Origin of the sequence: Streptomyces sp. NPDC059008, from assembly GCF_042749045.1 — a bacterium.
Lineage (GTDB): Bacteria > Actinomycetota > Actinomycetes > Streptomycetales > Streptomycetaceae > Streptomyces.
Genome location: NZ_JBHYJC010000064.1, coordinates 1 through 22,700, shown reverse-complemented (window position 1 = coordinate 22,700; position 22,700 = coordinate 1). Strand labels below are relative to the sequence as shown.

The window sequence follows — 22,700 nt, the reverse complement described above, 5'->3', positions numbered from 1 at the left end:
GTTGTCAGTGCCGTTCCCTAGGCTGGGGGCCATGCTCGATGAACCTCGCTCGGGACGGCTGGCGGCATGGGGAAATGCCCTTTTGGCCGGACTTGTCTCGCCAGATGAAGCCGCGCATCGGATCGCGGACGACGATGCGGTGCACCGCGTGGAAGGCCTGCCCGGGGAGGAGAAGCCGGTCGGGCTGACGCTCGCGCTGGGCCGGCTGCGGGCGCTGGGGGCGGTCGGCCTGCGGGTGGCGCTGCCTGTACCGGGGCATCCGCTGGGGTTGTGCGGCCCGCCGGAATTCAATGCGCGGGCGCTGGAGGCCGGGGAGGCGGTGCTCGCCGCGGGTGCCGGGCTGGGGCTGGTCCCGGAGGCGTACGAGGCCGGGCCCGAGGGCGGTGCCGCGCCCGATGTGCATGTGGAGGTGGTCTGGCGCTGCCTGCCGGCGCGCGAGGCGCACCCGGCCGACGTGCCGTCGCTGGGCGAGGCGGAGCGGGAGCTGGCGGAGGCGCTGCGGGAGGCGACCGAGCTGCTCTCGAAGCTGGATGTGGCCGGGTCCGGTCCGGTGGCGCAGGCGGCGCTGGAGGCGTACCGGGCGCGGGCGGAGGCCGGACGGCAGGTGCTGGCCCCCGGATATCCGCCGCGTGCGGTGCGGGTGCTGGAGCTCGCGCAGCGGGTCGGCGCGCTGATCGACATCGCCCGCTCGGCGGGTGGGGACGGCGAGCACGGCGGGGCGGTGAGCTCGTCGGAGATCGCGGCGCGTGCGGAGGCGCTGCGGCCGGTGGAGCGTACGGCCCGGCGGGCACAGGTGGCGGCGTACAACTCCGCGGTGGAGGAGCGGGAGCGGCGCCGGGGGTGAACGGAACGGACCCCGCCGGACCATTGTGTGGTCGACGACGGGGCCGTTGCCGAGACGGGGTGAACAGCTCGGGCAGGTGAGCTGTTCACCCCGTTCCGGGCAACCTCAGCTGTTCGCGCTCGCGTTGTCGAAGGTGGGGCTGAGCACACCGACGACGTGGGCACTGTTGCCGGTGGCGTTCACGGGCACGTGCACGGGGACCTGGACGAGGTTCCCCGAGCCGATGCCCGGGGAGTTCTCGGCCTTGCCGTCGGCCTGCGCCCCGCCGGCGGCGGAGGCGGAGCCGACGGCGATGCCGAGGGCCAGCCCGGTGGTGGCAACGACGAGTGCGGCCCTCTTGGCGGTGTTCATGGAGTGTGAGTTCCTTACGGGTGACACAGGGCCGCAAACGACGGTTGCTGTGTGGAGCCGGGGCCGGCCGGTGTGCGAGGCCGGCAGTGCCCACGGGCTGAACAGCTCGGGGCAGGTGAGCTGTTCAGCCCGTGATCGGGCAGCGTCAGTTGTTGACGCTGACGTTGTCGAAGACGGCGTTGCCGATCCCCACCACGTTGGCGCTGTTGCCGTTGACGTTCACGGGGATGTTCACCGGCACCTGGGTGTTGTTGCCGGAGACGATGCCCGGGGAGTGCACGGCCTGGCCGCCGGCCTGGGAACCGTCGGTGGCGAACGCAGCGCCGGCGGCGGCACCAAGGGCCAGACCGGTGGCGGAGAGAACGAGGGCGGCCTTCTTGACGGTGTTCATGAGATGAGTTCCTTAGGTGGTGGCACGGGGCCACGGATGACGGTGGTGGTGCGGAGCGGACCGGCCGCTCGTCCAAGGGGTGACGGGGCCGGTCCGGCGTGACCCGCAGGGTTCATGACGGAGCGCGGGTCACGCGGATCCTGCAGGTGGTGCCCCGGTCAGTTGTTGACGCAGCGCTCACCGAAGTTGGGGTTGAGAATGCCCACGATGTGGAGGCTGTTGCCACAGACGTTGGTGGCGACGTTCACCGGCACCTGGGTGTTGTTGCCGGAGACGATGCCCGGGGAGTGCACGGCCTGGCCGCCGGCCTGCGGGCCGTGGGCCGAAGCGACGCCGGCGCCCGCGAGGGCGAGACCGCTCGCCACCATCGTGATGGCCGCTGCGCGCTTGATGTTCTTCACTCTCTTGCTCCTCATTGCCGTTGCCGTGACCAGCCGCCACGACTGCTCTGAACAACGGCCCGCCCTGAGGAGAGATACGCCAAACGGGCTACGGCTACACGACAGTATGAATCTCTGATCGGAAGTCGACGTTCGGCTTGACGCATTGTCGTACGGGACGACCGTCGGACCCCCGGAGCTGTGTGGGTTTCAGGCCCCGATGCCGTGCCGGACGGCCCACAGCGCCGCCTGTGTCCGGTCGGCGAGGTCCAGCTTCATGAGGATGTTGGAGACATGGGTCTTGACGGTCTTCTCGGACAGCACCAGCGCACGGGCGATCTCGCGGTTGGAGCGGCCGTCCGCGATCAGGCCCAGGACCTCGCTCTCCCGTTCCGTGAGCGAGGTGCCGCGCCCGCTGCCGCCGTTGCCCTCGTCCTGGGAGAGCAGCGCGCCGGCCACCTCGGGCTGCAGCAGGACATGGCCGGCGTGCACGGAGCGGATGGCCGCGGCCAGCGCCTCCGGGTCGATGTCCTTGTAGACGTAGCCGGCCGCGCCCGCGCGCAGCGCCGGGACGACGGTGCGCTGCTCGGTGAAGCTCGTCACCACCAGCACCCGTGCGGGGTTGTCCAGTTCGCGCAGCTTGCGGAGCGCCTCGATGCCGTCCATCCCGGGCATCTTGACGTCCATCAGGACGACGTCCGGGCGCAGTTGCTCGGCGGCGGCGACGCCCTCGGCCCCGTCGGAGGCCTCCCCCACCACCTCGATGTCGTCCTGGACCTCCAGGAACGTCCGCAGACCCCGGCGGACGACCTGGTGGTCGTCGACCAGCAGTACGCGGATTGAGCCGGTGTCAGCCACCGGGCACCTCCATCTCGACAGCGGTGCCCTTGCCGGGCTCCGACTCCACGGTGAGCTTTCCCCCGACGCCGCCGGCGCGGTCGCGCATCGAGACCAGGCCGAGGTGGCGGCCGGCCCGGCGCACGGCCTTCGGGTCGAAGCCGCTGCCGTCGTCGGCGATCCGCAGCAGCGCCCCCTGGCCGCTGCGGGAGAGCGTGACCTCGACGCGCTCGGCGCCCGAGTGCCGCAGGGCGTTGTGCAGTGCCTCCTGGGCGACCCGGAGCACGGCCTCCTCCTGGGCGGCGGGCAGCGCCCGTACACCCTGGGCCGCGAAGGTGACCCGTGCGCAGTGGGCGCGGTCCAGGACCTGGATCTGCGAGCGCAGGGTGGCGACCAGGCCGTCCTCGTCCAGGGCGGCGGGGCGCAGTTCGACGACGGCGGCGCGCAGTTCGTCGGCGGCCTCCGCGGCCAGCGCGGCGACCTGGTGCAGTTCGTCCTTGGCGCGGGCCGGGTCGCGGTCGACCAGGGCGGTGGCGGCCTGGGCGGTGAGGCGGAGCGAGAAGAGCTTCTGGGCGACCGCGTCGTGCAGTTCGTGGGCGAGGCGGGCGCGCTCGCCCGCGATGGTCAGCTCGCGGCTGCGCTCGTAGAGGCGGGCGTTGGTCAGGGCGATGGCGGCGTGCTGGGCGAGTATGCCGAGCAGCCGCTCGTCGTCCTCGGTGAAGCCGCAGCCGCCGTCGGGCTTGGGGCAGCGCTTGTTGGCGAGGAAGAGGGCGCCGAGGATCTCGTCGCCGTCGGCGACCGGCAGGCCGAGGAAGTCGGACATGTCCGGGTGGGCCGTCGGCCAGCCGCCGAAGCGGGGGTCCTCTCGGACGTCGGCGAGCCGCTCGGGAGTGGCGTTGTGCAGCATCGCGGCGAGGATGCCGTGCTGGCGGGGTAGTGGGCCGATGGCCTTCCACTGCTCGGCGCTGACGCCGTCCACCACGAACTGGGCGAAGCCGCCGTGGTCGTCGGGCACCCCGAGGGCGGCGTACTCGGCGTCCAGCAGCTCGCGGGCCGAGGCCACGATCGTCTTCAGGACGTCGCGTACCTCCAGATGCCTGCTCATCGCCAGGATCGCGGTGCTCACCGCGGGGATCCCGGCTCCCGGTCCGTTGGTCATGGCCTCACCGTACCGGCGGGGTGAGCGGCCCGTATCGGTCCGGCGACGCCTTCCGCCTAGGACCCGCGGCCTAGGCCGAATGCCCTGGCCACGGCCGGTCCGTCGGCCGACGTCCGCGGGGCGGTGGCGTTCCTACGGTGAGGGCGTGGGCTCGGCTCGGCGGGCCCGGCCGGGAAAGGGGACGCGATCATGCCGGTGGCGGTCATCACGGGGGCATCGAAGGGGCTGGGCCTGGCGCTCGCCGGGGCGCTGGCCGGACGCGGCTGGGATCTGGTGGTGGACGCCAGGGCGGCCGGTCCGCTGGCTAAGGCGGCGCGGGAGCTGCGCGGGGCGGGGAGTCGGGTGGTGGCGCTGCCCGGGGACGTGGCGGGCGGCGGGCACCGAACGGCGCTGGTGGCCGCGGCCGGGGAGCTGGGCGGGCTCGATCTGCTGGTGAACAACGCCAGCGCGCTGGGGGCCGAGCCGCTGGTGCGGCTGGCGGAGCTGCCGGCGGCGGGGCTGCGGAGGGCGCTGGAGGTGAACGTGGTGGCACCACTGGAGCTCATCAAGGAGGCTTTGCCGCTTTTGCGTGACTCCTCTTATTTCTCCTATCCGCCCTCGTATGTAGCAGAGGCCCCTTATATAGGGGAGGCACCCTTTAGGGGGGATGAGCACCCCGCCGAGGCATACGATCCGCACCCTTACTCCGAGAATTCCCAAAATACCGACTTGTCCGTTTCGCACCCTTATGTAGGGGTGCATGGCGCCGTTCTCACCCTCAGCTCGGACGCCGCCGTCGAGGCCTATCCGACCTGGGGCGGCTACGGCGCCTCGAAAGCGGCGCTGGACCAGCTGTCGGCGGTGCTGGCGGTGGAGGAGCCGGGACTGCGGGTGTGGTGGGTGGACCCGGGCGACATGCGGACCGATCTGTACGCGGCCGCGGTGCCGGACGACGACGGCTCCGGGCGGCCGCTGCCCCAGACGGTGGTCCCGGCGCTGCTGCGGCTGCTGGACGGGGCGGCCGCCAGTGGGCGCTACACGGCCGCGGATCTGACGGCCGCGCCCGACGGTGCGAGCTCCCGGTGATCGCGGAGGTGCTCCCGGTCCCGCAGGAGCTGTCGGCGCGGGTGCCGGCCGAGCAGCGCGGACCGGGCCTGGGCCGGGATGCCGTACGGCTGATGGTGAGCCGGGGCGCGGACGGGATCGGCCACCACTCCTTCGGCGAGCTGCCGGAGCTGCTGGCGGCCGGGGACGTGCTGGTGGTGAACACCTCACGGACGCTGCCCGCGGCGGTGGACGGCAGGATCGGCGACGGGCGCGGACGTGGCGAGCCGGTGGTGGTGCACTTCTCGACCCGGGCGGACCGCCGGCACCCGGCGGGCCGGGCGGTGGCCGGCTGCTGGGCGGTGGAGCTGCGCAGCCCGGACGGCCTGGGCAGCACCCGGCCGCGGGCGGGCGGACCGGCCGGCGTGGCGGTGCGGCTGCCGGGCGGGGGACGGCTGGTGCTCCAGGCCCCGGTGGACCCCGCAGGCCGGCGGCTGTGGTGGGCGCGGCCGGCGGGCGTGCGGGTGCCGGAGCTGATGCGGCGCCACGGGCGGCCGATCCGCTACGGCTACACGGACCGGGACCAGCCGCTGGCCGCCTACCAGACGGTGTTCGCCGAGGACTCCCCCGGCGACGGCAGCGCGGAGATGCCGAGCGCGGCGAGGCCCTTCACGCCGGAGCTGGTGGCCCGGCTGATCGGCAGGGGGGTGCAGTTCGCGCCGATCTCGCTGCACACGGGGGTGGCGTCGGCGGAGGCGTTCGAGCCGCCGTACCCGGAGCGGTTCACGGTGCCGCCGGCGACGGCGTGGCTGGTGAACGCCGTACGGGCGCGGCGCAGGGCGGCGCGGCGGGACGGCGGTTCGGTGCGGGGCGCCCCCGGAGGGCGGATCATCGCGGTGGGCACCACCGCCGTACGGGCGCTGGAGTCGGCGACCGGGGCCGACGGGCGGGTACGGGCGGCGGCCGGCTGGACGGAGCTGGTGGTGACGCCGGAGCGCGGGGTGCGGGCGGTGGACGGCCTGCTCACCGGGCTGCACGAGCCCACCGCCTCGCATCTGCTGATGCTTCAGGCGGTGGCGTCCGTGACGGCGGACGGGGCGGCCCTGCGGCGCGCCTACGACGAGGCGGTGCGGCGCCGCTACCTGTGGCACGAATTCGGCGATCTGCATCTGCTGCTGCCGGACTGAGTTCCAGACTCGGTGTATGTCGCAACCAACGCAGTCAGACGCAACGACACGCTGGACGCCGACCCACGGCGCGCCCTACCGACCGGTCCCCTACCGACCCGAGCGGATGCCCGCGGCCGAGTCGCTGGCCCGCGCCGCCGAGCTGCGCGAGCGGATGGGCCGCAGGCGCACGGTCCGCCAGTTCGCCGCCGACCCGGTTCCGGAGCAGGTGGTGCGGGACGCGATCGCCTGCGCGGCCACCGCGCCGTCCGGGGCGCACCAGCAGCCCTGGACGTTCGTCCTGGTCAAGGACCCCGAGGTGCGCCGCAGGATCAGGGCGGCGGCCGAGGCGGAGGAGCGGGTGTCCTACGGGGGCCGGCTGGGCGAGGAGTGGCTCGCGGCGCTGCGGCCGCTGGGCACGGACGAGGTCAAGCCGCATCTGACCGATGCCCCGCAGCTGATCGTCGTCTTCCAGCAGCGGCACTGGCTGGGCGAGGACGGCAGCCGGCGCAAGCACTACTACGTGGACGAGTCGGTGGGCATCGCGGTCGGCATGCTGCTGTCCGCGCTGCATCTGTCGGGGCTGGCGGCGCTGGTGCACACGCCCAGCCCGATGCGCTTCCTGCGGGAGACGCTGGGGCGGCCCGCCAACGAGAAGGCGTTCGCGGTGATTCCGGTGGGATATCCCGCCCCGGAGTGCGAAGTGCCCGATTTGATCCGAAAGTCCCTGGACCAGGTCATGGTGGAGATCTGACCTCTACAGACTGTGCGTTTGCAATTACGTCTGGCGAGATAAACCGTTCCGTGGTGTGACGCCGCTAATAGGACGCACATCACTTACGACCCGGGTTAGTGGTCCCCCAAATAGGGCGTGAGCTGGGAAATGACGGTACGGGACGCAATATTCCCGCCCAGGGTTCCACTAACCGGGATCGTACGTCACACCTTTGCCGGGGCAATTTTCGGCCGCTAAGAATGGCTCCCGTCGCTCGGCGCCGTGGTTCATGACTCGGCGTTCGCCGCCGCTCAGGGCCCGTGCGATGTCCCCCATCGGAAGGTCTGTCCCGCCATGCCTAAGCACGCCACTTCTGGTCTGAACCGCCTGACCCGGACGCACAAGCTCTCCGTCGCCGGTGTCGCCGCCGCCGGTGCCGCCGCACTGGTCTTCAGCATTGTCCCGGGGGCCGACGCCGAGCAGGGCAAGACCCAGGCCGAGGCCGTCGAGAACGTCAAGCCGGTGGCCTTCGGCGCGGTGGACACCGCCGCCAAGACCCAGCAGGCCACCATCACCCAGCAGGCCGACAAGTCCGCCGCCAAGGGCAAGGCCGAGGCCGCCGCCAAGAAGGCCGCCGCCGAGAAGGCCGCGAAGGCGAAGGCCGCCGCCGCGGCGAAGGCCAAGGCCGAGAAGGCGCGCAAGGCCAAGCAGGCCGCGAGCCGGTCCGCCGTACGCACCGCGATCCCCGCCGCCGCGCCGAAGCCGGCCGCCAAGACCTACCCGGACAACCTCGACGGCTGGATCCGCGAGTCGCTGGACGTCATGGCGAAGAAGGGCATCCCCGGCTCCTACAACGGCATCTACCGGAACATCATCCGGGAGTCGAGCGGTAACCCGATGGCCATCAACCTCTGGGACATCAACGCCCAGAACGGCATCCCGTCCAAGGGCCTGCTGCAGGTCATCGACCCGACCTTCAAGACGTGGCACGTCGAGGGCACGTCCTGGAACATCTACGACCCGGTCGCCAACATCACCGCCGCCTGCAACTACGCGGCCGACAAGTACGGCTCGATGGACAACGTCAACTCGGCCTACTGAGCCGCCGGTCCACGCAGTCCGCGCACACGGCGCAGCACGCCCGAGGGGCGGCACCCGAATACCGGGTGCCGCCCCTCGGGCGTTGTGCCGCGGGACGCGCTACTTGCGCATGACCTCCGGCTCGTGGCGGCGCAGCAGCCGCGCGACGACGAAGGCGAGCGCGACGCCCAGGCTGATCAGGATGATCATGTCCATCACGTAGACGCCGGTCTGGTGCTTCCACAGCGGGTCGGGGTTGCCCAGCTCCCACGGCAGCAGGGTGTTCATGTCGCCGGTCGCGCCCATCGCGGCGACGGCCCAGCGCGACGGCATCAGCCAGGCGAACTGGGCGACGCCCGGGGTGTCGAACAGCTGGAAGAGCACGCCGGTGAAGACCACCTGGACGATCGCGAACATGACCAGCAGCGGCATGGTCTTCTCGGCGGTCTTGACCAGCGCGGAGATGATCAGGCCGAACATCATCGAGGTGAAGCCCAGCGCGATGATCGCCAGCGCCATCTCGATGGCCGGGGCGTTCTCGACCACCAGGCCCTCGGCCGGCATGTTCCGGGTCGAGAAGCCGATCGCCGCGATGATCACGCCCTGGATGGCCGTGACCACACCGAGCACGATCACCTTGGACATCAGGTACGCCGAGCGCGACAGGCCGGTGGCCCGTTCCCGCTCGTAGATGACCCGCTCCTTGATCAGCTCACGGACCGAGTTGGCCGCACCCGAGAAGCACATGCCGACCGCGAGGATCAGCATGATCGTGCTCGCGTCGCGGTTGGTGCGGTGCTTGTTCAGCGGGCCGTACCCGAGGCCGTAGTCGCTGGGGATCAGCATCGAGACCACACCGAGGACCGCCGGCAGGATCACCATCAGCCCCAGGAAGCCGCGGTCGGAGGCGAGCACCGAGACATAGCGCCGCATCAGCGTCCACAGCTGCGAGCCCCAGCTCTGGGACTTCTGCATCCGGGCCGGCGGCGGCTGGACGTTCACCGACTGCGGGGCGACCGCGTCGAGGTCGGCGGCGTACATCTGGTAGTGCGGGGAGCCGCGCCAACGGCCCATCCAGTCGTAGTCGCGGTAGTTCTCGAAGGCCGAGAAGACGTCCGCCCAGGTCTCGTACTGGAAGAAGTTCAGCGCCTCCTCGGGCGGGCCGAAGTAGGCCACGCCACCGCCGGGGGCCATCACCAGCAGCTTGTCGCAGAGGCCGAGTTCGGCCACGGAGTGGGTGACGACCAGGACCGTGCGGCCGTCGTCGGCGAGGTCGCGGAGCAGCTTCATGACGTCGCGGTCCATGCCCGGGTCGAGGCCGGAGGTCGGCTCGTCGAGGAAGATCAGCGACGGCTTGGTCAGCAGCTCCAGGGCCACCGAGACGCGCTTGCGCTGGCCGCCGGAGAGCGAGGTGACCTTCTTCTCCTTGTGCACATGGAGCTTGAGCTCGTGCAGCACCTCGTCGATCCGGGCCTCGCGCTCGGCCTCCGCGGTGTCACCGGGGAAGCGGAGCTTGGCCGCGTAGCGCAGCGCCTTCTGGACGGTCAGCTCCTTGTGCAGGATGTCGTCCTGCGGGACCAGACCGATGCGCTGACGCAGCTCGGCGAACTGCTTGTAGAGGTTCCGGTTGTCGTAGAGGACGTCGCCCTCGTTGGCGGGGCGGTAGCCGGTCAGCGCCTTGAGCAGCGTCGACTTGCCGGAGCCGGACGGGCCGATGACCGCGACCAGCGACTTCTCCGGGACGCCGAAGGAGACGTCCTTGAGGATCTGCTTGCCGCCGTCGACGGTGACCGTGAGGTGGCGGGCCGAGAAGGAGACCTCGCCGGTGTCGACGAACTCCTCCAGGCGGTCGCCGACCAGCCGGAAGGTGGAGTGGCCGACGCCGATGATGTCGTTCGGGCCGATCAGCGCGGTACCGGACTTGGTGACCGGCTGGCCGTTGACGTAGGTGCCGTTGTGGCTGCCCAGGTCACGGATCTCGAAGCGGCCGTCGGGGGTGGCGCGGAACTCGGCGTGGTGGCGGGAGACCTGGAGGTCGGAGACGACCAGCTCGTTCTCCAGCGCACGGCCGATCCGCATCACCCGGCCCGTGTCGAGGCGGTGGAAGGTGGTCGGGCTGCGGTCGCCCTGGGCCGGTGCGCCGGCCGGCCGCTGCGCGGGGCGCTGCTGGGCCTGCTGGGGCTGCTGGGGCTGCCCGGCCTGCTGCGGCGGGACGTACGGCGGCTGCTGGCCCTGCGGCGGCGCCTGCCAGCCCTGCTGGGCGGGCGGCTGGTGCTGTACGGGCGGCTGCTGGGCCGGCTGCTGGTGCGCGGGCGGCGCCTGCCAGCCCTGCGCCGCCTGCTGCTGCGGCGTCATCGCGGGCTGCGCCTGGAAGGCGTCGGCGGCCGGCGCCGCGGCGGACAGGGTCACCCGGGGGCCGTCTGTGGCGTTGCCCAGGTGCACGGTCGAGCCGGGGCCGATCTCCATCTGGTGGATCCGCTGGCCCTGGACGTAGGTGCCGTTGGTGCTGCCCTGGTCTTCGATGATCCAGCTGCGGCCACCCCACCGCACGGTGGCGTGGCGCCAGGAGACCCTGGCGTCGTCGAGCACCATGTCGCCCTGCGGATCACGGCCCACGTTGTAGGACCGGGACGGGTCGAGCGTCCAGGTCCTTCCGTTCAATTCGAGTACGAGTTCAGGCACTCCATGCCCCATTACATAGTCCCCCGAGTGACGCCCTGTATGGGAAGTCTAGGGATGGCGAACATCGTGAGGAACTATTTCAGGCTCGGCCCGTGGACCGGAAACCGGGACGGGGCCGGGGTGCGGACGGCTCGTGCGGGCGGCCCGCCAAACTCTCCCGGAGCGCGGGAAGAACCCATGGATGCGCAGGGATCACCGGATTACGGGTGTTCCCGGACGCCCCGGTGTCCGACGGGGCGCGGTCGGGCCCGTCCCGGACGCGATGCGCGTCCGCCCCGGAGGCCGCATTATGGGATGGAGCGGACAAAACCATGATCGACACCGCGGACTGTCGCGGTTGCGTTCCGTTATCGGCCCGAACGTGTCACCGCCGCAAGGGCGTTGGCGTTCCGGCGGCGCGACCACGCCGGAGCGGGCCGGACACGACTCCATAACGATCGACGGAGGCATCCGGGGCGGAGCGTCGGTGTGCGGGTGCGCGCGGGCACGGGCCGCGGCGGTCCGAACCCCGGACACCCGTACGGGCGCGACGGCCCGGCGGTTACCGTAAGGGCACCATGAGCGCATCGCAGATCCCGCCTGCCACCGCCGTCCCGGGTGACGACGTACCGACCCTCCTCGTGAAGATCTTCGGGAAGGACCGGCCCGGCATCACCGCAGGTCTCTTCGACACCCTCGCCGCCTACTCCGTCGATGTCGTGGACATCGAGCAGGTGGTGACCCGAGGGCGCATCACGCTGTGCGCACTGGTCACCACCCCCTCCCCCGCCAAGGGCACCTCGGGCTCCTCCGAAGGCGACCTGCGGGCCACCGTGCACAGCTGGGCCGAGTCGCTGAACCTCCAGGCGGAGATCATCTCCGGCCGGGGCGACAACCGTCCGCGCGGCACCGGACGTTCGCACGTCACCGTGCTGGGGCACCCGCTCACCGCGGAGTCCACCGCCGCCATCGCCGCCGCCATAACGGCCACCGGCGGCAATATCGACCGTATTTTCCGCCTCGCCAAGTATCCGGTGACCGCCGTGGAATTCGCGGTGTCCGGCACGGCCACCGAGCCGCTGCGCACCGCCCTGGCCCTGGAGGCCGCGCAGCTGGGTGTGGACGTCGCCGTGGTGGCGGCCGGGCTGCAGCGCAGGGCCCAGCGGCTGGTCGTGATGGACGTCGACTCGACGCTGATCCAGGACGAGGTCATCGAGCTGTTCGCGGCGCACGCCGGCTGCGAGGCGGAGGTGGCCGAGGTGACCGCCGCCGCGATGCGCGGCGAGCTGGACTTCGAGCAGTCCCTGCACGCCCGGGTCGAGCTGCTCGGCGGGCTCGACGAGTCGGTGGTCGAGGCCGTGCGCAAGGAGGTACGGCTCACCCCCGGCGCCCGGACCCTGGTGCGGACCCTCAAGCGGCTCGGCTATCAAGTCGGCGTCGTATCGGGCGGGTTCACCCAGGTCACCGATGCGCTCAAGGACGAGCTGGGGCTGGACTTCGCCTCCGCCAACACCCTGGAGATCGTCGACGGCAAGCTGACCGGCCGGGTCACCGGCGACATCGTGGACCGGGCCGGCAAGGCCAGGCTGCTGCGGGACTTCGCGCACCAGGCCGGGGTGCCGCTCGACCAGACCGTGGCCATCGGCGACGGGGCCAACGACCTCGACATGCTCAACACGGCGGGCCTCGGTGTGGCCTTCAACGCCAAGCCGGTGGTGCGCCAGGCGGCGCACACGGCCGTGAACGTTCCGTTCCTGGACACCGTGCTGTATCTGCTGGGTGTCACCCGCGAAGAGGTCGAGGCGGCGGACACCCACGCCGAGTGAGCGCACCGCGCACCGCGGGCACACATCCGACCAGGGCATGACGCACACCCCATCCGACGAGGACATACGGGAGGGCCCCGGCACACGGCTGCCGGGGCCCTCCTGTCGTATCCGGGCCGCCTACCGCGCCCCTCGCGCGCGCGAAGGCCGCGGGATCACTCGTGCGGGGTCCAGTACGCGACCAGCCGTCCGACGCCGTGCTCGACCGACTTCCACGAGCCGTTGAAGCTGATCACGGCCATCGAGGCGGTCGGGAAGCCGCTGCGGTTCATCCGCGGCAGCAGATCGCCGTCGGACTCACCGGCGAGCGCGTCGGCGAGCGCGTGCACGCCCGGGTTGTGGCCGACCAGCATCAGGTCGTCGACCTCGTCGGAGGTCTCGTTCAGCAGCGCGATGAGCTCACCCAGGGACGCTTCGTAGATCCGCTCGTCATAGACGGTCCTGGGCCGCTCAGGGAGCTCATGGACGGCGAGTTTCCACGTCTCGCGGGTGCGTACGGACGTCGAGCACAGGGTCAGATCGGGGTTGATCCCGGCCCCGGCCAGCCAGCGGCCGGCCACCGGGGCATCCTTGCGGCCGCGGTCCGCAAGCGGACGCTCATGGTCGTCGGTGTCCGACCATTCGGCCTTGGCGTGTCGGAAGAGGACAATCCGGCGGGGTGTATCGGCGCTCATGCGTCCCAGCTTCGCACGAAAGACGGCACAGGGCGCGGGGTGTTGGAGCGCTCCCCTCTGCCGGGTGACGCCGGGCGCGGGCGGTCGTCAGACACCTATGGGGAGGATCCGGGCAAGGGCCTCCAGCAGCCACGTCAGGCCCTGCGGGGGACTCGCCGCGCTCGCCTCGGAGGCGCTCGCCACCAGCGCCAGCAGGGCTGCGAACGAGGCCGCCGCCAGGGCCGGCGCCCACCACGGCAGCCGCATCCGCAGGCGGCGGGCCTTGACCGCGGGTGACCGGCTGACCGCGGGTGACGGGCTGGACGCGGCGGACATGCGGATCGCCTCCATGGCGGCGTCGAAGGGCCGGCGCGGCCGCGGGCCGCGGCGCGCCCACCGCTGTGTGCGGTGTACTTCGAAGCTACGGATCACCGGCGTCCGTTCCCACCCGGAAAACCACCCACTTACCCCTGACGCCGACCCCCTAGGGGACGGTGGGGACAACCCCACCCGGGACCCGCCGGCGGACCCGCGGGCCGGGCCGCGGGCGGCTCACGGAGCGGCGATACTCGCCACGATCGCGACGACGACGGTCACGCCGAGCATGAGGCTCAGCACGAGGAGCAGCTTCTTCTGGCTGCCCTGCGGATTCGGTTCGAGCACTGGCATGCGCCCAGTGTCCCACTCAGGCCTCGTCCTCGATCCGGCGGTCCCTGCCCGCCAGCACACCCACCGCGATCTGCGGCACCATCAGCCCCGCCATCAGCGCGATCGGCAGCCCCCAGCCGCCGCTGTGGTCGTAGAGCGTGCCGACCAGCTGCGGCCCGGGAATGGAGATCAGATAGCCGACGCTCTGCGCGAAGGCCGAGAGCTTGACGACGCCGGCGGAGCTGGTCGAGCGCATCCCGATCATGGTCAGGGCCAGCGGGAACGCGCAGTTGGAGACGCCCATCAGCAGCGCCCAGGCCCAGGCGCCGGCGGCCGGGGCCAGCCACAGCCCCGCGTAGCCCGCCAGACCGCACAGGCCGAGCGCCACCGCGAGCGGACCCTGGTGCCGCATCCGGGACGCCAGCCGCGGCAGGACGAAGGAGAGCGGCACACCCATGGCCATGGTGACGGCGAGCAGCACCCCCGCGGTCCCCGCCGAGACCCCGGCGTCGCGGAAGATCTGCGGCATCCAGCCCATGGTGATGTACGCGGCGGTGGCCTGCAGCCCGAAGAAGACGGCCAGCGCCCAGGCGGTCGGCGACGAGGTGATCCGGACCGGCGCCTCCGCGGGGCGCTCACCGCCGGCGGCCGGGCCGGAGGCGGCCCCGCGCTGCCGCAGCACCGCCAGCCAGGGCAGCGCCGCGACCGCGGCGAGCGCCGCCCACACCGCCAGGCCGATACGCCAACTGCCGCCCAGCCCCTCGGTGATGGGCACGGTGAGCGCCGCGGCGAGCGAGGTCCCCAGAGCCAGCGCCATCGAGTACAGCCCGGTCATCGGGCCGACCCGCTCGGGGAACCAGCTCTTGATCACGACCGGCATCAGCACATTGCTGACCGCGATGCCGGCCAGGGCCAGCGCGCTGGCGGCCAGGAAGCCGCCGGTGCCGCCCGCGAACGGACGCAGTGCGATGCCCACGGCGATCGCGGCCATCCCGGCGCAGACGATCGCGCCGGGCCCCCAGCGCCGGGCCAGCCGGGGCGCGGCGATACCGAAGGCCGCGAAGCACATGGCCGGTACGGACGTCAGGAGTCCGGCGACGCTGGCGCTCATGCCGAGGCTCGCGCGGACCTCCGCCATGAGCGGCCCGAGGCTGGTGATGGCCGGGCGGAGGTTGAGCGCCGCGAGGACGATCCCGGCCGTCACGATCCACGGCAGCCAGCGGCCGACGGCGCCGCCCGCCCGGCCGCTCTCCGCGGCGGCCGCACCGGGCACACCGGGCGCCGCCTGCGGCCCGGTGCCCTCGGAGTGCCGGGCGGTGGAGGTCGTGCGGGGCCCGGCTGCCGGGCCGAGAGTCGCGAGGTCTTCGTCTGCCATGGACGCCATCATAGAATCATGGGATGAATGCTTGTCCAGCCGTTATCGTTAGCCTCGGCTGTCCCGGGCGGCGCCGGGGGCCGCGACGGCCCTGCGGGCGCCGCACCACCGTCTGTCCACCCCTGCACCCCGGAGCGCAGTTGTGCCTCTGACCTCGCCCCGCCGGTCCGCGCTGGCCGACCAGGTGATCGCGCAGCTGCGCGCCCAGATCACCTCCGGTGAGTGGCCGGTGGGATCCCGTATCCCGACCGAGCCGGAACTCGTCGAGCAGCTCGGCGTGGCCCGCAACACCGTCCGCGAGGCGGTGCGCGCGCTGGCCCACAACGGGCTGCTGGACATCCGGCAGGGCTCGGGCACCTATGTGGTGGCGACCAGCGAGCTGGCCGGGGTGATGAACCGCCGGTTCGCGGCCGCCGAGCCCGCGCACGTCGCCGAGCTGCGCAGCGCCCTGGAGGCGAGCGCCGCCCGGCTCGCCGCCCGCCGCCGCACCGACCAGGACCTGCGGCAGATCGACACGCTGCTGGAGCGCCGCGAGGCCGCCTGGGAGTCCGGTGCGGCCGAGGCCTTCGTGGAGGCGGACGCGACCTTGCACATGGCGATCGTGTCGGCCTCGCACAACGAGGTGCTGGCCGAGATCTACGCCGACCTCGGCGGCGTGCTGCGCGACTTCCTGCGCGCCGATGTCGGCGAGGAGCTGCGCCCGGAGGCCCATATGGACCACTCCCGGCTGGTGGAGGCGATCCGCGCGGGCGATGCGGAACTGGCCGCCGCCGAGGCGGGCGCGCACCCCTTCGGCTGCCGGCTGGCCGTACCGGGGCCCTGAGCGCTGCACCGGGGCCCATTGCGCTGTACCGGGGCCCTGGGGCGTATCAGGGGCCTGAGGGAGCGGGGGCGGTCCCAAGGGGGGCGGCCCCAAGGGGGAGGGAGCGGGGCCTAAGAGGGAGCGGGCCCTAAGGGGGGATCGAACGGCTCCCGTAGGGGATGGCGGCGCCCCCTGCGGGCCACAACGGGGCGGGCGCGGGCGGTATTCCCGCGGTGCGGCTTGTAGGGGCGGCGGTGCACCGCCGTGTCCGCAAGCCGCCCCACGCGTACTGCCCGCCCCGGTGGCCGGGACGGGCAGTACGGACGTGATCGGGATCGGGGCGTCAGGCGCCCATCATGTGCACGCCGCCGTCGACGTGCACGATCTCACCGGTCGTCTTCGGGAAGAAGTCCGAGAGCAGACCGACGACGCCACGGCCCGCCGGCTCCGGGTCGGCCAGGTCCCAGCCGATCGGCGCGCGGTGGTTCCAGACGTCCGCCAGCTCCTCGAAGCCCGGGATGGACTTGGCGGCCATCGACTTGATCGGGCCGGCCGAGACCATGTTGACGCGGATGTTCCGCCCGCCCAGGTCACGGGCCAGGTAACGCCCGGTGGACTCCAGGGCGGCCTTGGCGACGCCCATCCAGTCGTACTTCGGCCAGGCGATCGACCCGTCGAAGGTGATGCCGACGACCGAGCCGCCGCCACGCTTCTCCATCAGCGGCAGCAGCGCCATGGTCAGCGACTTCAGGGAGTACGAGGAGACCTGCAGCGCGGTCGAGACGTCCTCCCAGTCGGCCTCCAGGAAGTTGAAGGCGCCCTGCGGGCCGAAGGCGATCGAGTGCACGATGCCGTCGATGCCCTCGTCGTCACCGAAGTACTCGCCGACCTTGGCGGCCAGGCCGTCCAGGTGCTCGGGGTTGGTGACGTCCATCTCGATGACCGTGGTCGGCTTGGGCAGCCGCTTGGCGATGCGCTCCACGAGCGAGACCCGCCCGAAGCCGGTGAGAACGACCTCCGCGCCCTGCTCCTGCGCGACCTTGGCCGCGTGGAAGGCGATGGATCCCTCGGTGAGGACTCCGGTCACCAGGATGCGCTTGCCTGCGAGGATTCCACTCATGCTGATCAGTGACCCATGCCCAATCCGCCGTCGACGGGAATGACGGCTCCGGTGATGTACGCGGCCTCGTCGGAGGCCAGGAAGCGGACCGAGGAGGCGATCTCCTCGGGCTGCGCATACCGCGCGAGCGGCACCTGCTTGACGATGTTGTCCCGCTGCTCGTCGGTGAGCACCCGGGTCATGTCGGTGTCGACGAAGCCCGGCGCGACGACGTTGACGGTGATGTTGCGGCTGCCCAGCTCCCGGGCGAGCGAGCGGGCGAAGCCCACCAGGCCGGCCTTGGAGGCGGCGTAGTTCGCCTGTCCGGCGCCGCCCATCAGGCCCACCACGGACGAGATCAGCACGACGCGTCCCTTACGGGCCCGCAGCATCGCCCGGTTGGCGCGCTTGACCACCCGGAACGTGCCGGTCAGGTTGGTCTCCAGGACCGAGGTGAAGTCCTCTTCGGACATCCGCATCAGCAGCTGGTCACGGGTGACGCCGGCGTTGGCCACCAGCACCTCGACCGGACCGTGCTTCTCCTCGATCTCCTTGTACGCCTGCTCGACCTGCTCGCTGTCCGTGATGTCGCACTTCACGGCCAAGAACCCGGCGGGGGGCTCGCCCGAGCGGTAGGTGATGGCGACCTTGTCGCCTGCCTCGGCGAAGGCACGGGCAATGGCGAGGCCAATGCCGCGGTTACCTCCGGTGACCAGAACCGAGCGGCTCAAGAGATCACCCTTTCCCTTTTCTGTCCGTCCTGCGTTCGATACGAAACTATCGGTCACGGGCCCCTTCCGTGGAATCGAGCACGGACAGGCGAGCGGCCCGGTCACTGTCGGGTCCCCACAGAACGCGGCCGACGCGCCGTGGCGCGCGCCGGTGTCCTCTGGGCCGGGGACGCGGCGCAGGGCATGATGCAGGCGCCGACCACGGGAGGACGCCTTGCCTGCTGCACCCCATGCCCACGCCCTCGACGAATCGTTCCTGGCCCTGCCGCTGCGCGCGCTGGCCGATGCCGCGCTGGCCCGGGCCCGCGCGCTGGGCGCCGACCACGCGGACTTCCGCCTGGAGCGGATCCGCGGCGCCTCCTGGCGGCTGCGGGACGCCCGTACGTCGGGGACCTCGGACAGCACCGACCTCGGCTACGCGGTCCGGGTGGTGCACGGCGGGGCCTGGGGCTTCGCGTCCGGGGTGGATCTGACGATGGACGCGGCGGCGCGGGTGGCCTCGCAGGCGGTGGCGATGGCGAAGCTGTCGGCGAAGGTGGCCGAGGGTGCAGGGGCGAAGGACCGGGTGGAGCTGGCGGCGGAGCCGGCGCATCCGGACCGCACCTGGGTCTCGTCGTACGAGGTCAACCCCTTCGACGTGCCGGACGCCGACAAGACCGGGCTGCTGGCGGAGTGGAGTGCCCGGCTGCTGGCGGCGCCGGGCGTGGCCCATGCGGACGCCTCGCTGATGACCGTCCAGGAGAACAAGTTCTACGCGGACACCGCGGGCACCAGCACCACCCAGCAGCGCATCCGGCTCCATCCGCAGCTGACCGCGGTCGCGGTGGACCCGGCCGGCGACTTCGACTCGATGCGCACCCTCGCCCCGCCGGTCGGGCGCGGCTGGGAGTACCTGACCGGCGGTCACTGGGACTGGGACGGCGAGCTGGCCAGGATCCCGGAGTACCTCGCCGAGAAGATGCGCGCACCGAGCGTCGAGGCCGGTACGTACGACCTGGTGGTGGATCCGTCCAATCTCTGGCTGACGATCCACGAGTCGATCGGGCACGCGACCGAGCTGGACCGGGCGCTGGGTTACGAGGCGGCGTACGCGGGGACCTCGTTCGCCACCTTCGACCGGCTCGGCACGCTCGCGTACGGCTCCGAGATCATGAACGTGACGGGTGACCGGACCGCCGAGCACGGCCTGGCGACGATCGGCTACGACGACGAGGGAGTGGCCGCGCAGTCCTGGGACCTGGTGAAGGACGGGACCCTGGTCGGCTACCAACTCGACCGCCGCATCGCGAAGTTGACGGGCTTCGCGCGCTCCAACGGGTGCGCGTACGCGGACTCGCCGAGCCATGTGCCGGTCCAGCGGATGGCGAACGTCTCGCTGCGGCCGGCGCCGCAGGGGCCGTCCACCGACGAGCTGATCGCCGGGGTGGAGCGCGGCGTCTACGTCGTCGGCGACCGCTCCTGGTCGATCGACATGCAGCGCTACAACTTCCAGTTCACCCAGCAGCGGGCCTACGCGATCCGGAACGGGCGCCTTTGCGGGCAGCTCCGGGACGTCGCCTACCAGGGGGTCACCCCCGAGTTCTGGGGCTCGCTGACCGCGCTCGGCGGCCCGCAGACCTACGTCCTCGGAGGCGCCTTCAACTGCGGCAAGGCCCAGCCCGGACAGGTCGCCGCGGTGTCCCACGGCTGCCCGTCCGCGCTGTTCCGGGGGGTGAACGTCCTCAACACCTCGGCCGAGTCGGGGCGCGAGTGACAGCGCCCCTCCGGCGCCGCGGCCGGTGGGTAGTCTCTGCACTGGCGACCACCACCGCCGTCCCGCACCGCTGTCCGTCCGCCCGGTCCGAGGGCGTCAACACCGTGAACACCATGCAGGAGGCCGGTCGATGAGCACGCGTACGCCCCGTACGAGCAGGCCGCACGAGATCGTCGAGCGGGCCCTGGAGCTGTCCCGCGCCGACGGCTGTGTGGTCATCGCCGACGAGCACTCCAGCGCCAATCTGCGCTGGGCGGGCAGCGCGCTGACCACCAACGGCGTCACCCGCGGCCGCAGCCTCACGGTCGTGGCGACGGTGGACGGCGGGCAGGGCACCGCGTCGGGTGTGGTCTCCCGCTCGGCGGTGACCGCCGCCGACCTGGAGCCGCTGGTGCGGGCGGCGGAGGCGGCCGCGCGGGACGCCGGACCCGCCGAGGACGCCCAGCCGCTGGTCGGCGGCGAGAAGGCGTCCGCCGACTTCACCGACGCGCCCGCCGAGACCTCCTCGGACGTCTTCGCGGCGTTCGCGCCGGCCCTCGGGGAGGCCTTCGGGCAGGCCCGCTCCGGCGGCCGTGAGCTGTACGGCTTCGCCCACCACGGCATGGTCTCGTCCTACCTGGGCACCTCGGCCGGGCTGCGGCTGCGGCACGACCAGCCCACCGGGACGCTGGAGCTGAACGCCAAGGCCCCGGGTGCCGACGGGGCGGCGCCCCGCTCGGCCTGGGCCGGCCGGGCGACCCGCGACTTCACCGACGTCGATCCCCGGGAGCTGGACGCCGAGCTGGGCCGGCGGCTGGGCTGGGCCGAGCGGCGGGTCGAGCTGCCCGCCGGGCGGTACGAGACGCTGCTGCCGCCGACCGCCGTCGCCGATCTGCTGATCTACCAGATCTGGTCGTCCGGGGCCCGGGACGCCGCCGAGGGCCGTACGGTCTTCTCCCGGCCGGCCGGGGCCGACGAGGCCGCCGGGCGGCCCGGCGCCGGCACCCGGCTCGGCGAGCGGCTCAGCGAGTTGCCGCTGACGCTGCGCAGCGACCCGGGGGCGGCCGGTCTGGAGTGCGCGCCGTTCGTGCTGGCGCACTCCTCGGGGGACGATGCGTCGGTCTTCGACAACGGGCTGCCGCTGACGGCCACCGACTGGGTGCGCGAGGGGGTGCTGAACCGGCTGGTGACCACCCGGCACAGCGCCGGGCTGACCGGCCTGCCGGTGGCACCGGCCATCGACAACCTCCTGCTGGAGGGCGGTGGTTCGCGCTCCCTGGACGAGATGGTCGCGGCCGCCGGGCACGACGGTCCCGCGCTGCTGCTGACCTGCCTGTGGTACATCCGCGAGGTCGACCCGGCGACGCTGCTGCTGACCGGGCTGACCCGGGACGGCGTCTATCTGGTCGAGAACGGCGAGGTGACCGGCGAGGTCAACAACTTCCGGTTCAACGAGTCGCCGGTGGACCTTCTGTCCCGGGCGGTGGAGGCGGGCCGTACGGAGCGGACCCTGCCGCGCGAGTGGAGCGACTACTTCACCCGTGCGGCGATGCCCGCGCTGCGCGTCCCGGACTTCAACATGAGCTCGGTCAGCCAGGGAGTGTGAGCCGGGCCGGGCCGCCCGGCGCGGCGGCCCGGTGCGCGCACGGCGATGGGCTGCGGGTGCGACAGCGCGGGAGTTGCCCGCCCGGCCTAATAGACTGCTGGCTTGTCCTCCCGTTTGGGAACCACGATCGATCAGGAACGCCATGACACGCCTCGGCGAATCCGTCGCCCGCGCCAGCACTCTGCTCTCCGCCGACCTCTCCTCGGACGGCACCGTCCGGGAGCTGCTCCAGGAGACGGGCGACCGGCGCTATCTCGATCTGACGGACCTGCCCGCCAAGGAGCAGGCCGAGCTGATCGCGGCCCGTACGGTCGAGGTGCTGCCGGGCGTGGAGAAGCTGGCCGAGCGCATCGAGGAGCGCCGGGCGGCCGGCAAGGGTCTGCACATCAAGCTGGGCATCGACCCGACGGCGACCGATGTGCACCTGGGGCATGCGGTGCCGCTGATCGTCCTGAGCCGGTTCCAGCGGCTCGGCCACGACGTCACGCTGATCATCGGTGACTTCACCGCCAAGATCGGCGACCCGTCGGGCCGTACGGCCGAGCGCCCGCCGCTCACCGACGAGGACATCGCGCACAACCTCGCCACCTACCGCGAACAGGTCCGCCCCTTCTTCGACTTCGAGAAGGTCAGCTTCCGGCAGAACAGCGAGTGGCTGGCGCCGTACACCTTCCCCGAGCTGCTCGCGCTGCTCGCCCAGGTGCCGGCCTCGCAGCTGCTGCAGCGCGAGGACTTCCGCAACCGGCTCGCGGCCGGCTCCGGTCTGACGATGACGGAGCTGCTCTACCCCATCGCGCAGGGCCTGGACTCGGTGGCGCTGGAGTGCGATGTCGAGCTGGGCGGCTCCGACCAGCTGCTCAACCTGCAGATGGGCCGCAAGCTGATGGAGCTGCGCGGGCAGCGGCCGCAGCTGGTGGTGACCATGCCGCTGATCGAGGGCACGGACGGCACCGGCGCCAAGATGTCCAAGTCCAAGGGCAACTACGTCGGTCTGAGCGCGCCCGCCGACGATGTCTTCGGCAAGATCATGTCGGTGCCGGACCGGCTGATGGAGCCGTACCTCAAGGCGTGGACGGAGTGGACGGACGCGGAGATCGCGCTCGTCCTGGGCCGGGTCACGGACCGCTCGCTGCACCCGATGGACCTCAAGAAGATCCTCGCGGGCGAGGTCGTGGCCGCGCTGTACGGCCTGGAGGCGGCGATGGCGGCGCGCGCCGGTTTCGTCGCGCAGTTCTCCAAGAAGTCGTTCTCCGATGTGGAGTCGCTGCCGGTCGTCGACGTCGCCGAGCACGGCGCGGAGACGGTGGCCGCGGTGCTGACCAAGGTGCTGGAGTTCACGCCGAGCGCCTCGGCGGCGCGGCGGCTGGCCAAGCAGAACGCGCTGCGGCTGGTCGTGGAGGGTGAGGACGGCCAGCAGACGGTGGTGCTCGCGGAGGCCGACGCGATCCGGCCGCTGAACGAGGTGCTGGCCGAGAAGCTGACGGACCCGGCCGGGGTGGCGTACCTGAAGGCCGGCCGGAAGCTGGCGCAGCTCGCGGGCCGCTGACCGGGCACGACCGAGCGGAGGGGGGGGGGGGGGGCGGGCCAGCGCCCCCGCGCCCGCCCGCGAGTTGTTTAGACC

22 protein-coding genes are annotated in these 22,700 nt (G+C 72.1%); 10 read left to right on the top strand and 12 right to left on the bottom strand.

Features of this window, described 5'->3' with window-relative positions; all coding sequences use genetic code 11:
* Positions 1–31: 31 nt before the first annotated feature.
* On the top strand, positions 32–844 hold the full coding sequence (locus ACFWZH_RS36580) for a hypothetical protein (protein WP_384441785.1): 813 nt from the start codon (positions 32–34) through the stop codon (positions 842–844).
* 105 nt (positions 845–949) lie between these two features.
* Here the strand turns inward: ACFWZH_RS36580 and ACFWZH_RS36575 are convergent, their stop codons facing one another.
* The 5 genes from ACFWZH_RS36575 to ACFWZH_RS36555 form a co-directional block, all read right to left on the bottom strand.
* Positions 950–1,195, bottom strand: a complete 246-nt coding sequence (locus tag ACFWZH_RS36575) for a chaplin (RefSeq protein WP_384441782.1) — start codon at positions 1,193–1,195, stop codon at positions 950–952.
* Positions 1,196–1,340: 145 nt separating this feature from the next.
* Complete coding sequence (locus ACFWZH_RS36570; RefSeq protein WP_384441779.1) at positions 1,341–1,586, bottom strand: chaplin; 246 nt, start codon at positions 1,584–1,586, stop codon at positions 1,341–1,343.
* Between the two features lie 158 nt (positions 1,587–1,744).
* Positions 1,745–1,987 carry a chaplin gene (locus ACFWZH_RS36565; protein WP_384441776.1) on the bottom strand — a complete coding sequence of 81 codons (243 nt, stop codon included), beginning with the start codon at positions 1,985–1,987 and terminating at the stop codon, positions 1,745–1,747.
* Between the two features lie 189 nt (positions 1,988–2,176).
* The gene (locus tag ACFWZH_RS36560) at positions 2,177–2,824 is read right to left on the bottom strand and encodes a response regulator (RefSeq protein ID WP_384441773.1); all 648 of its coding nucleotides are present in this window, start codon (positions 2,822–2,824) and stop codon (positions 2,177–2,179) included.
* On the bottom strand, positions 2,817–3,962 hold the full coding sequence (locus ACFWZH_RS36555; RefSeq protein WP_384441770.1) for a GAF domain-containing sensor histidine kinase: 1,146 nt from the start codon (positions 3,960–3,962) through the stop codon (positions 2,817–2,819). Before ACFWZH_RS36555 ends, ACFWZH_RS36560 begins: the two co-directional genes overlap by 8 nt.
* Positions 3,963–4,151: 189 nt before the next feature.
* Between ACFWZH_RS36555 and ACFWZH_RS36550 the strand changes: the two genes are divergently transcribed.
* From ACFWZH_RS36550 to ACFWZH_RS36535, 4 genes are all read left to right on the top strand, one after another.
* Positions 4,152–5,027, top strand: a complete 876-nt coding sequence (locus ACFWZH_RS36550; protein ID WP_384441767.1) for an SDR family NAD(P)-dependent oxidoreductase — start codon at positions 4,152–4,154, stop codon at positions 5,025–5,027.
* Positions 5,024–6,172, top strand: a complete 1,149-nt coding sequence (locus ACFWZH_RS36545) for an S-adenosylmethionine:tRNA ribosyltransferase-isomerase (RefSeq protein WP_384441764.1) — start codon at positions 5,024–5,026, stop codon at positions 6,170–6,172. The genes ACFWZH_RS36550 and ACFWZH_RS36545 overlap by 4 nt, the downstream gene beginning before the upstream one ends.
* 16 nt (positions 6,173–6,188) lie before the next feature.
* A complete protein-coding gene (locus ACFWZH_RS36540; RefSeq protein WP_384441761.1) occupies positions 6,189–6,905 on the top strand; it encodes a nitroreductase family protein in 717 nt (238 codons plus the stop codon).
* Between the two features lie 315 nt (positions 6,906–7,220).
* Complete coding sequence (locus ACFWZH_RS36535) at positions 7,221–7,967, top strand: transglycosylase SLT domain-containing protein (RefSeq protein ID WP_384441758.1); 747 nt, start codon at positions 7,221–7,223, stop codon at positions 7,965–7,967.
* A gap of 99 nt (positions 7,968–8,066) precedes the next feature.
* On the opposite strand, the gene ACFWZH_RS36530 is transcribed toward ACFWZH_RS36535, so the two are convergent.
* Positions 8,067–10,640, bottom strand: a complete 2,574-nt coding sequence (locus tag ACFWZH_RS36530; protein WP_384441754.1) for an FHA domain-containing protein — start codon at positions 10,638–10,640, stop codon at positions 8,067–8,069.
* A gap of 545 nt (positions 10,641–11,185) precedes the next feature.
* Here ACFWZH_RS36530 and serB point away from each other — a divergent pair.
* Positions 11,186–12,433, top strand: a complete 1,248-nt coding sequence (serB, locus tag ACFWZH_RS36525) for a phosphoserine phosphatase SerB (protein WP_384441751.1) — start codon at positions 11,186–11,188, stop codon at positions 12,431–12,433.
* 155 nt (positions 12,434–12,588) lie between these two features.
* On the opposite strand, the gene ACFWZH_RS36520 is transcribed toward serB, so the two are convergent.
* The 4 genes from ACFWZH_RS36520 to ACFWZH_RS36505 all read right to left on the bottom strand — a co-directional run bounded on the left by ACFWZH_RS36520 (position 12,589) and on the right by ACFWZH_RS36505 (position 15,109).
* Complete coding sequence (locus ACFWZH_RS36520; protein ID WP_384441748.1) at positions 12,589–13,107, bottom strand: SixA phosphatase family protein; 519 nt, start codon at positions 13,105–13,107, stop codon at positions 12,589–12,591.
* 87 nt (positions 13,108–13,194) lie between these two features.
* Positions 13,195–13,422, bottom strand: a complete 228-nt coding sequence (locus tag ACFWZH_RS36515) for a hypothetical protein (RefSeq protein WP_384441745.1) — start codon at positions 13,420–13,422, stop codon at positions 13,195–13,197.
* 216 nt (positions 13,423–13,638) lie between these two features.
* The gene (locus ACFWZH_RS36510) at positions 13,639–13,755 is read right to left on the bottom strand and encodes an SGM_5486 family transporter-associated protein (protein ID WP_384441743.1); all 117 of its coding nucleotides are present in this window, start codon (positions 13,753–13,755) and stop codon (positions 13,639–13,641) included.
* Between the two features lie 16 nt (positions 13,756–13,771).
* Positions 13,772–15,109: a CynX/NimT family MFS transporter gene (locus ACFWZH_RS36505; protein ID WP_384441740.1), complete on the bottom strand. Its 1,338-nt coding sequence runs from the start codon at positions 15,107–15,109 to the stop codon at positions 13,772–13,774.
* A 142-nt stretch (positions 15,110–15,251) separates the two neighbouring features.
* Here ACFWZH_RS36505 and ACFWZH_RS36500 point away from each other — a divergent pair, with 142 nt between their 5' ends.
* A complete protein-coding gene (locus tag ACFWZH_RS36500) occupies positions 15,252–15,932 on the top strand; it encodes a FadR/GntR family transcriptional regulator (protein ID WP_384441737.1) in 681 nt (226 codons plus the stop codon).
* A gap of 322 nt (positions 15,933–16,254) precedes the next feature.
* On the opposite strand, the gene fabI is transcribed toward ACFWZH_RS36500, so the two are convergent.
* The gene (gene fabI / locus ACFWZH_RS36495; protein ID WP_384441734.1) at positions 16,255–17,031 is read right to left on the bottom strand and encodes an enoyl-ACP reductase FabI; all 777 of its coding nucleotides are present in this window, start codon (positions 17,029–17,031) and stop codon (positions 16,255–16,257) included.
* A gap of 5 nt (positions 17,032–17,036) precedes the next feature.
* Positions 17,037–17,741, bottom strand: coding sequence for a 3-oxoacyl-[acyl-carrier-protein] reductase (gene fabG, locus ACFWZH_RS36490; protein WP_384441731.1), 705 nt, complete (start codon positions 17,739–17,741; stop codon positions 17,037–17,039).
* A 214-nt stretch (positions 17,742–17,955) separates the two neighbouring features.
* Between fabG and ACFWZH_RS36485 the strand changes: the two genes are divergently transcribed.
* The 3 genes from ACFWZH_RS36485 (at position 17,956) to tyrS (ending at position 22,625) form a co-directional block, all read left to right on the top strand.
* Positions 17,956–19,494, top strand: coding sequence for a TldD/PmbA family protein (locus tag ACFWZH_RS36485; RefSeq protein WP_384441728.1), 1,539 nt, complete (start codon positions 17,956–17,958; stop codon positions 19,492–19,494).
* Positions 19,495–19,624: 130 nt separating this feature from the next.
* Entirely contained in the window at positions 19,625–21,079 is a 1,455-nt protein-coding gene (locus tag ACFWZH_RS36480) for a metallopeptidase TldD-related protein (protein WP_384441725.1), read from the top strand.
* A 142-nt stretch (positions 21,080–21,221) separates the two neighbouring features.
* A complete protein-coding gene (gene tyrS, locus ACFWZH_RS36475) occupies positions 21,222–22,625 on the top strand; it encodes a tyrosine--tRNA ligase (protein WP_384441722.1) in 1,404 nt (467 codons plus the stop codon).
* Positions 22,626–22,700 lie beyond the last annotated feature (75 nt).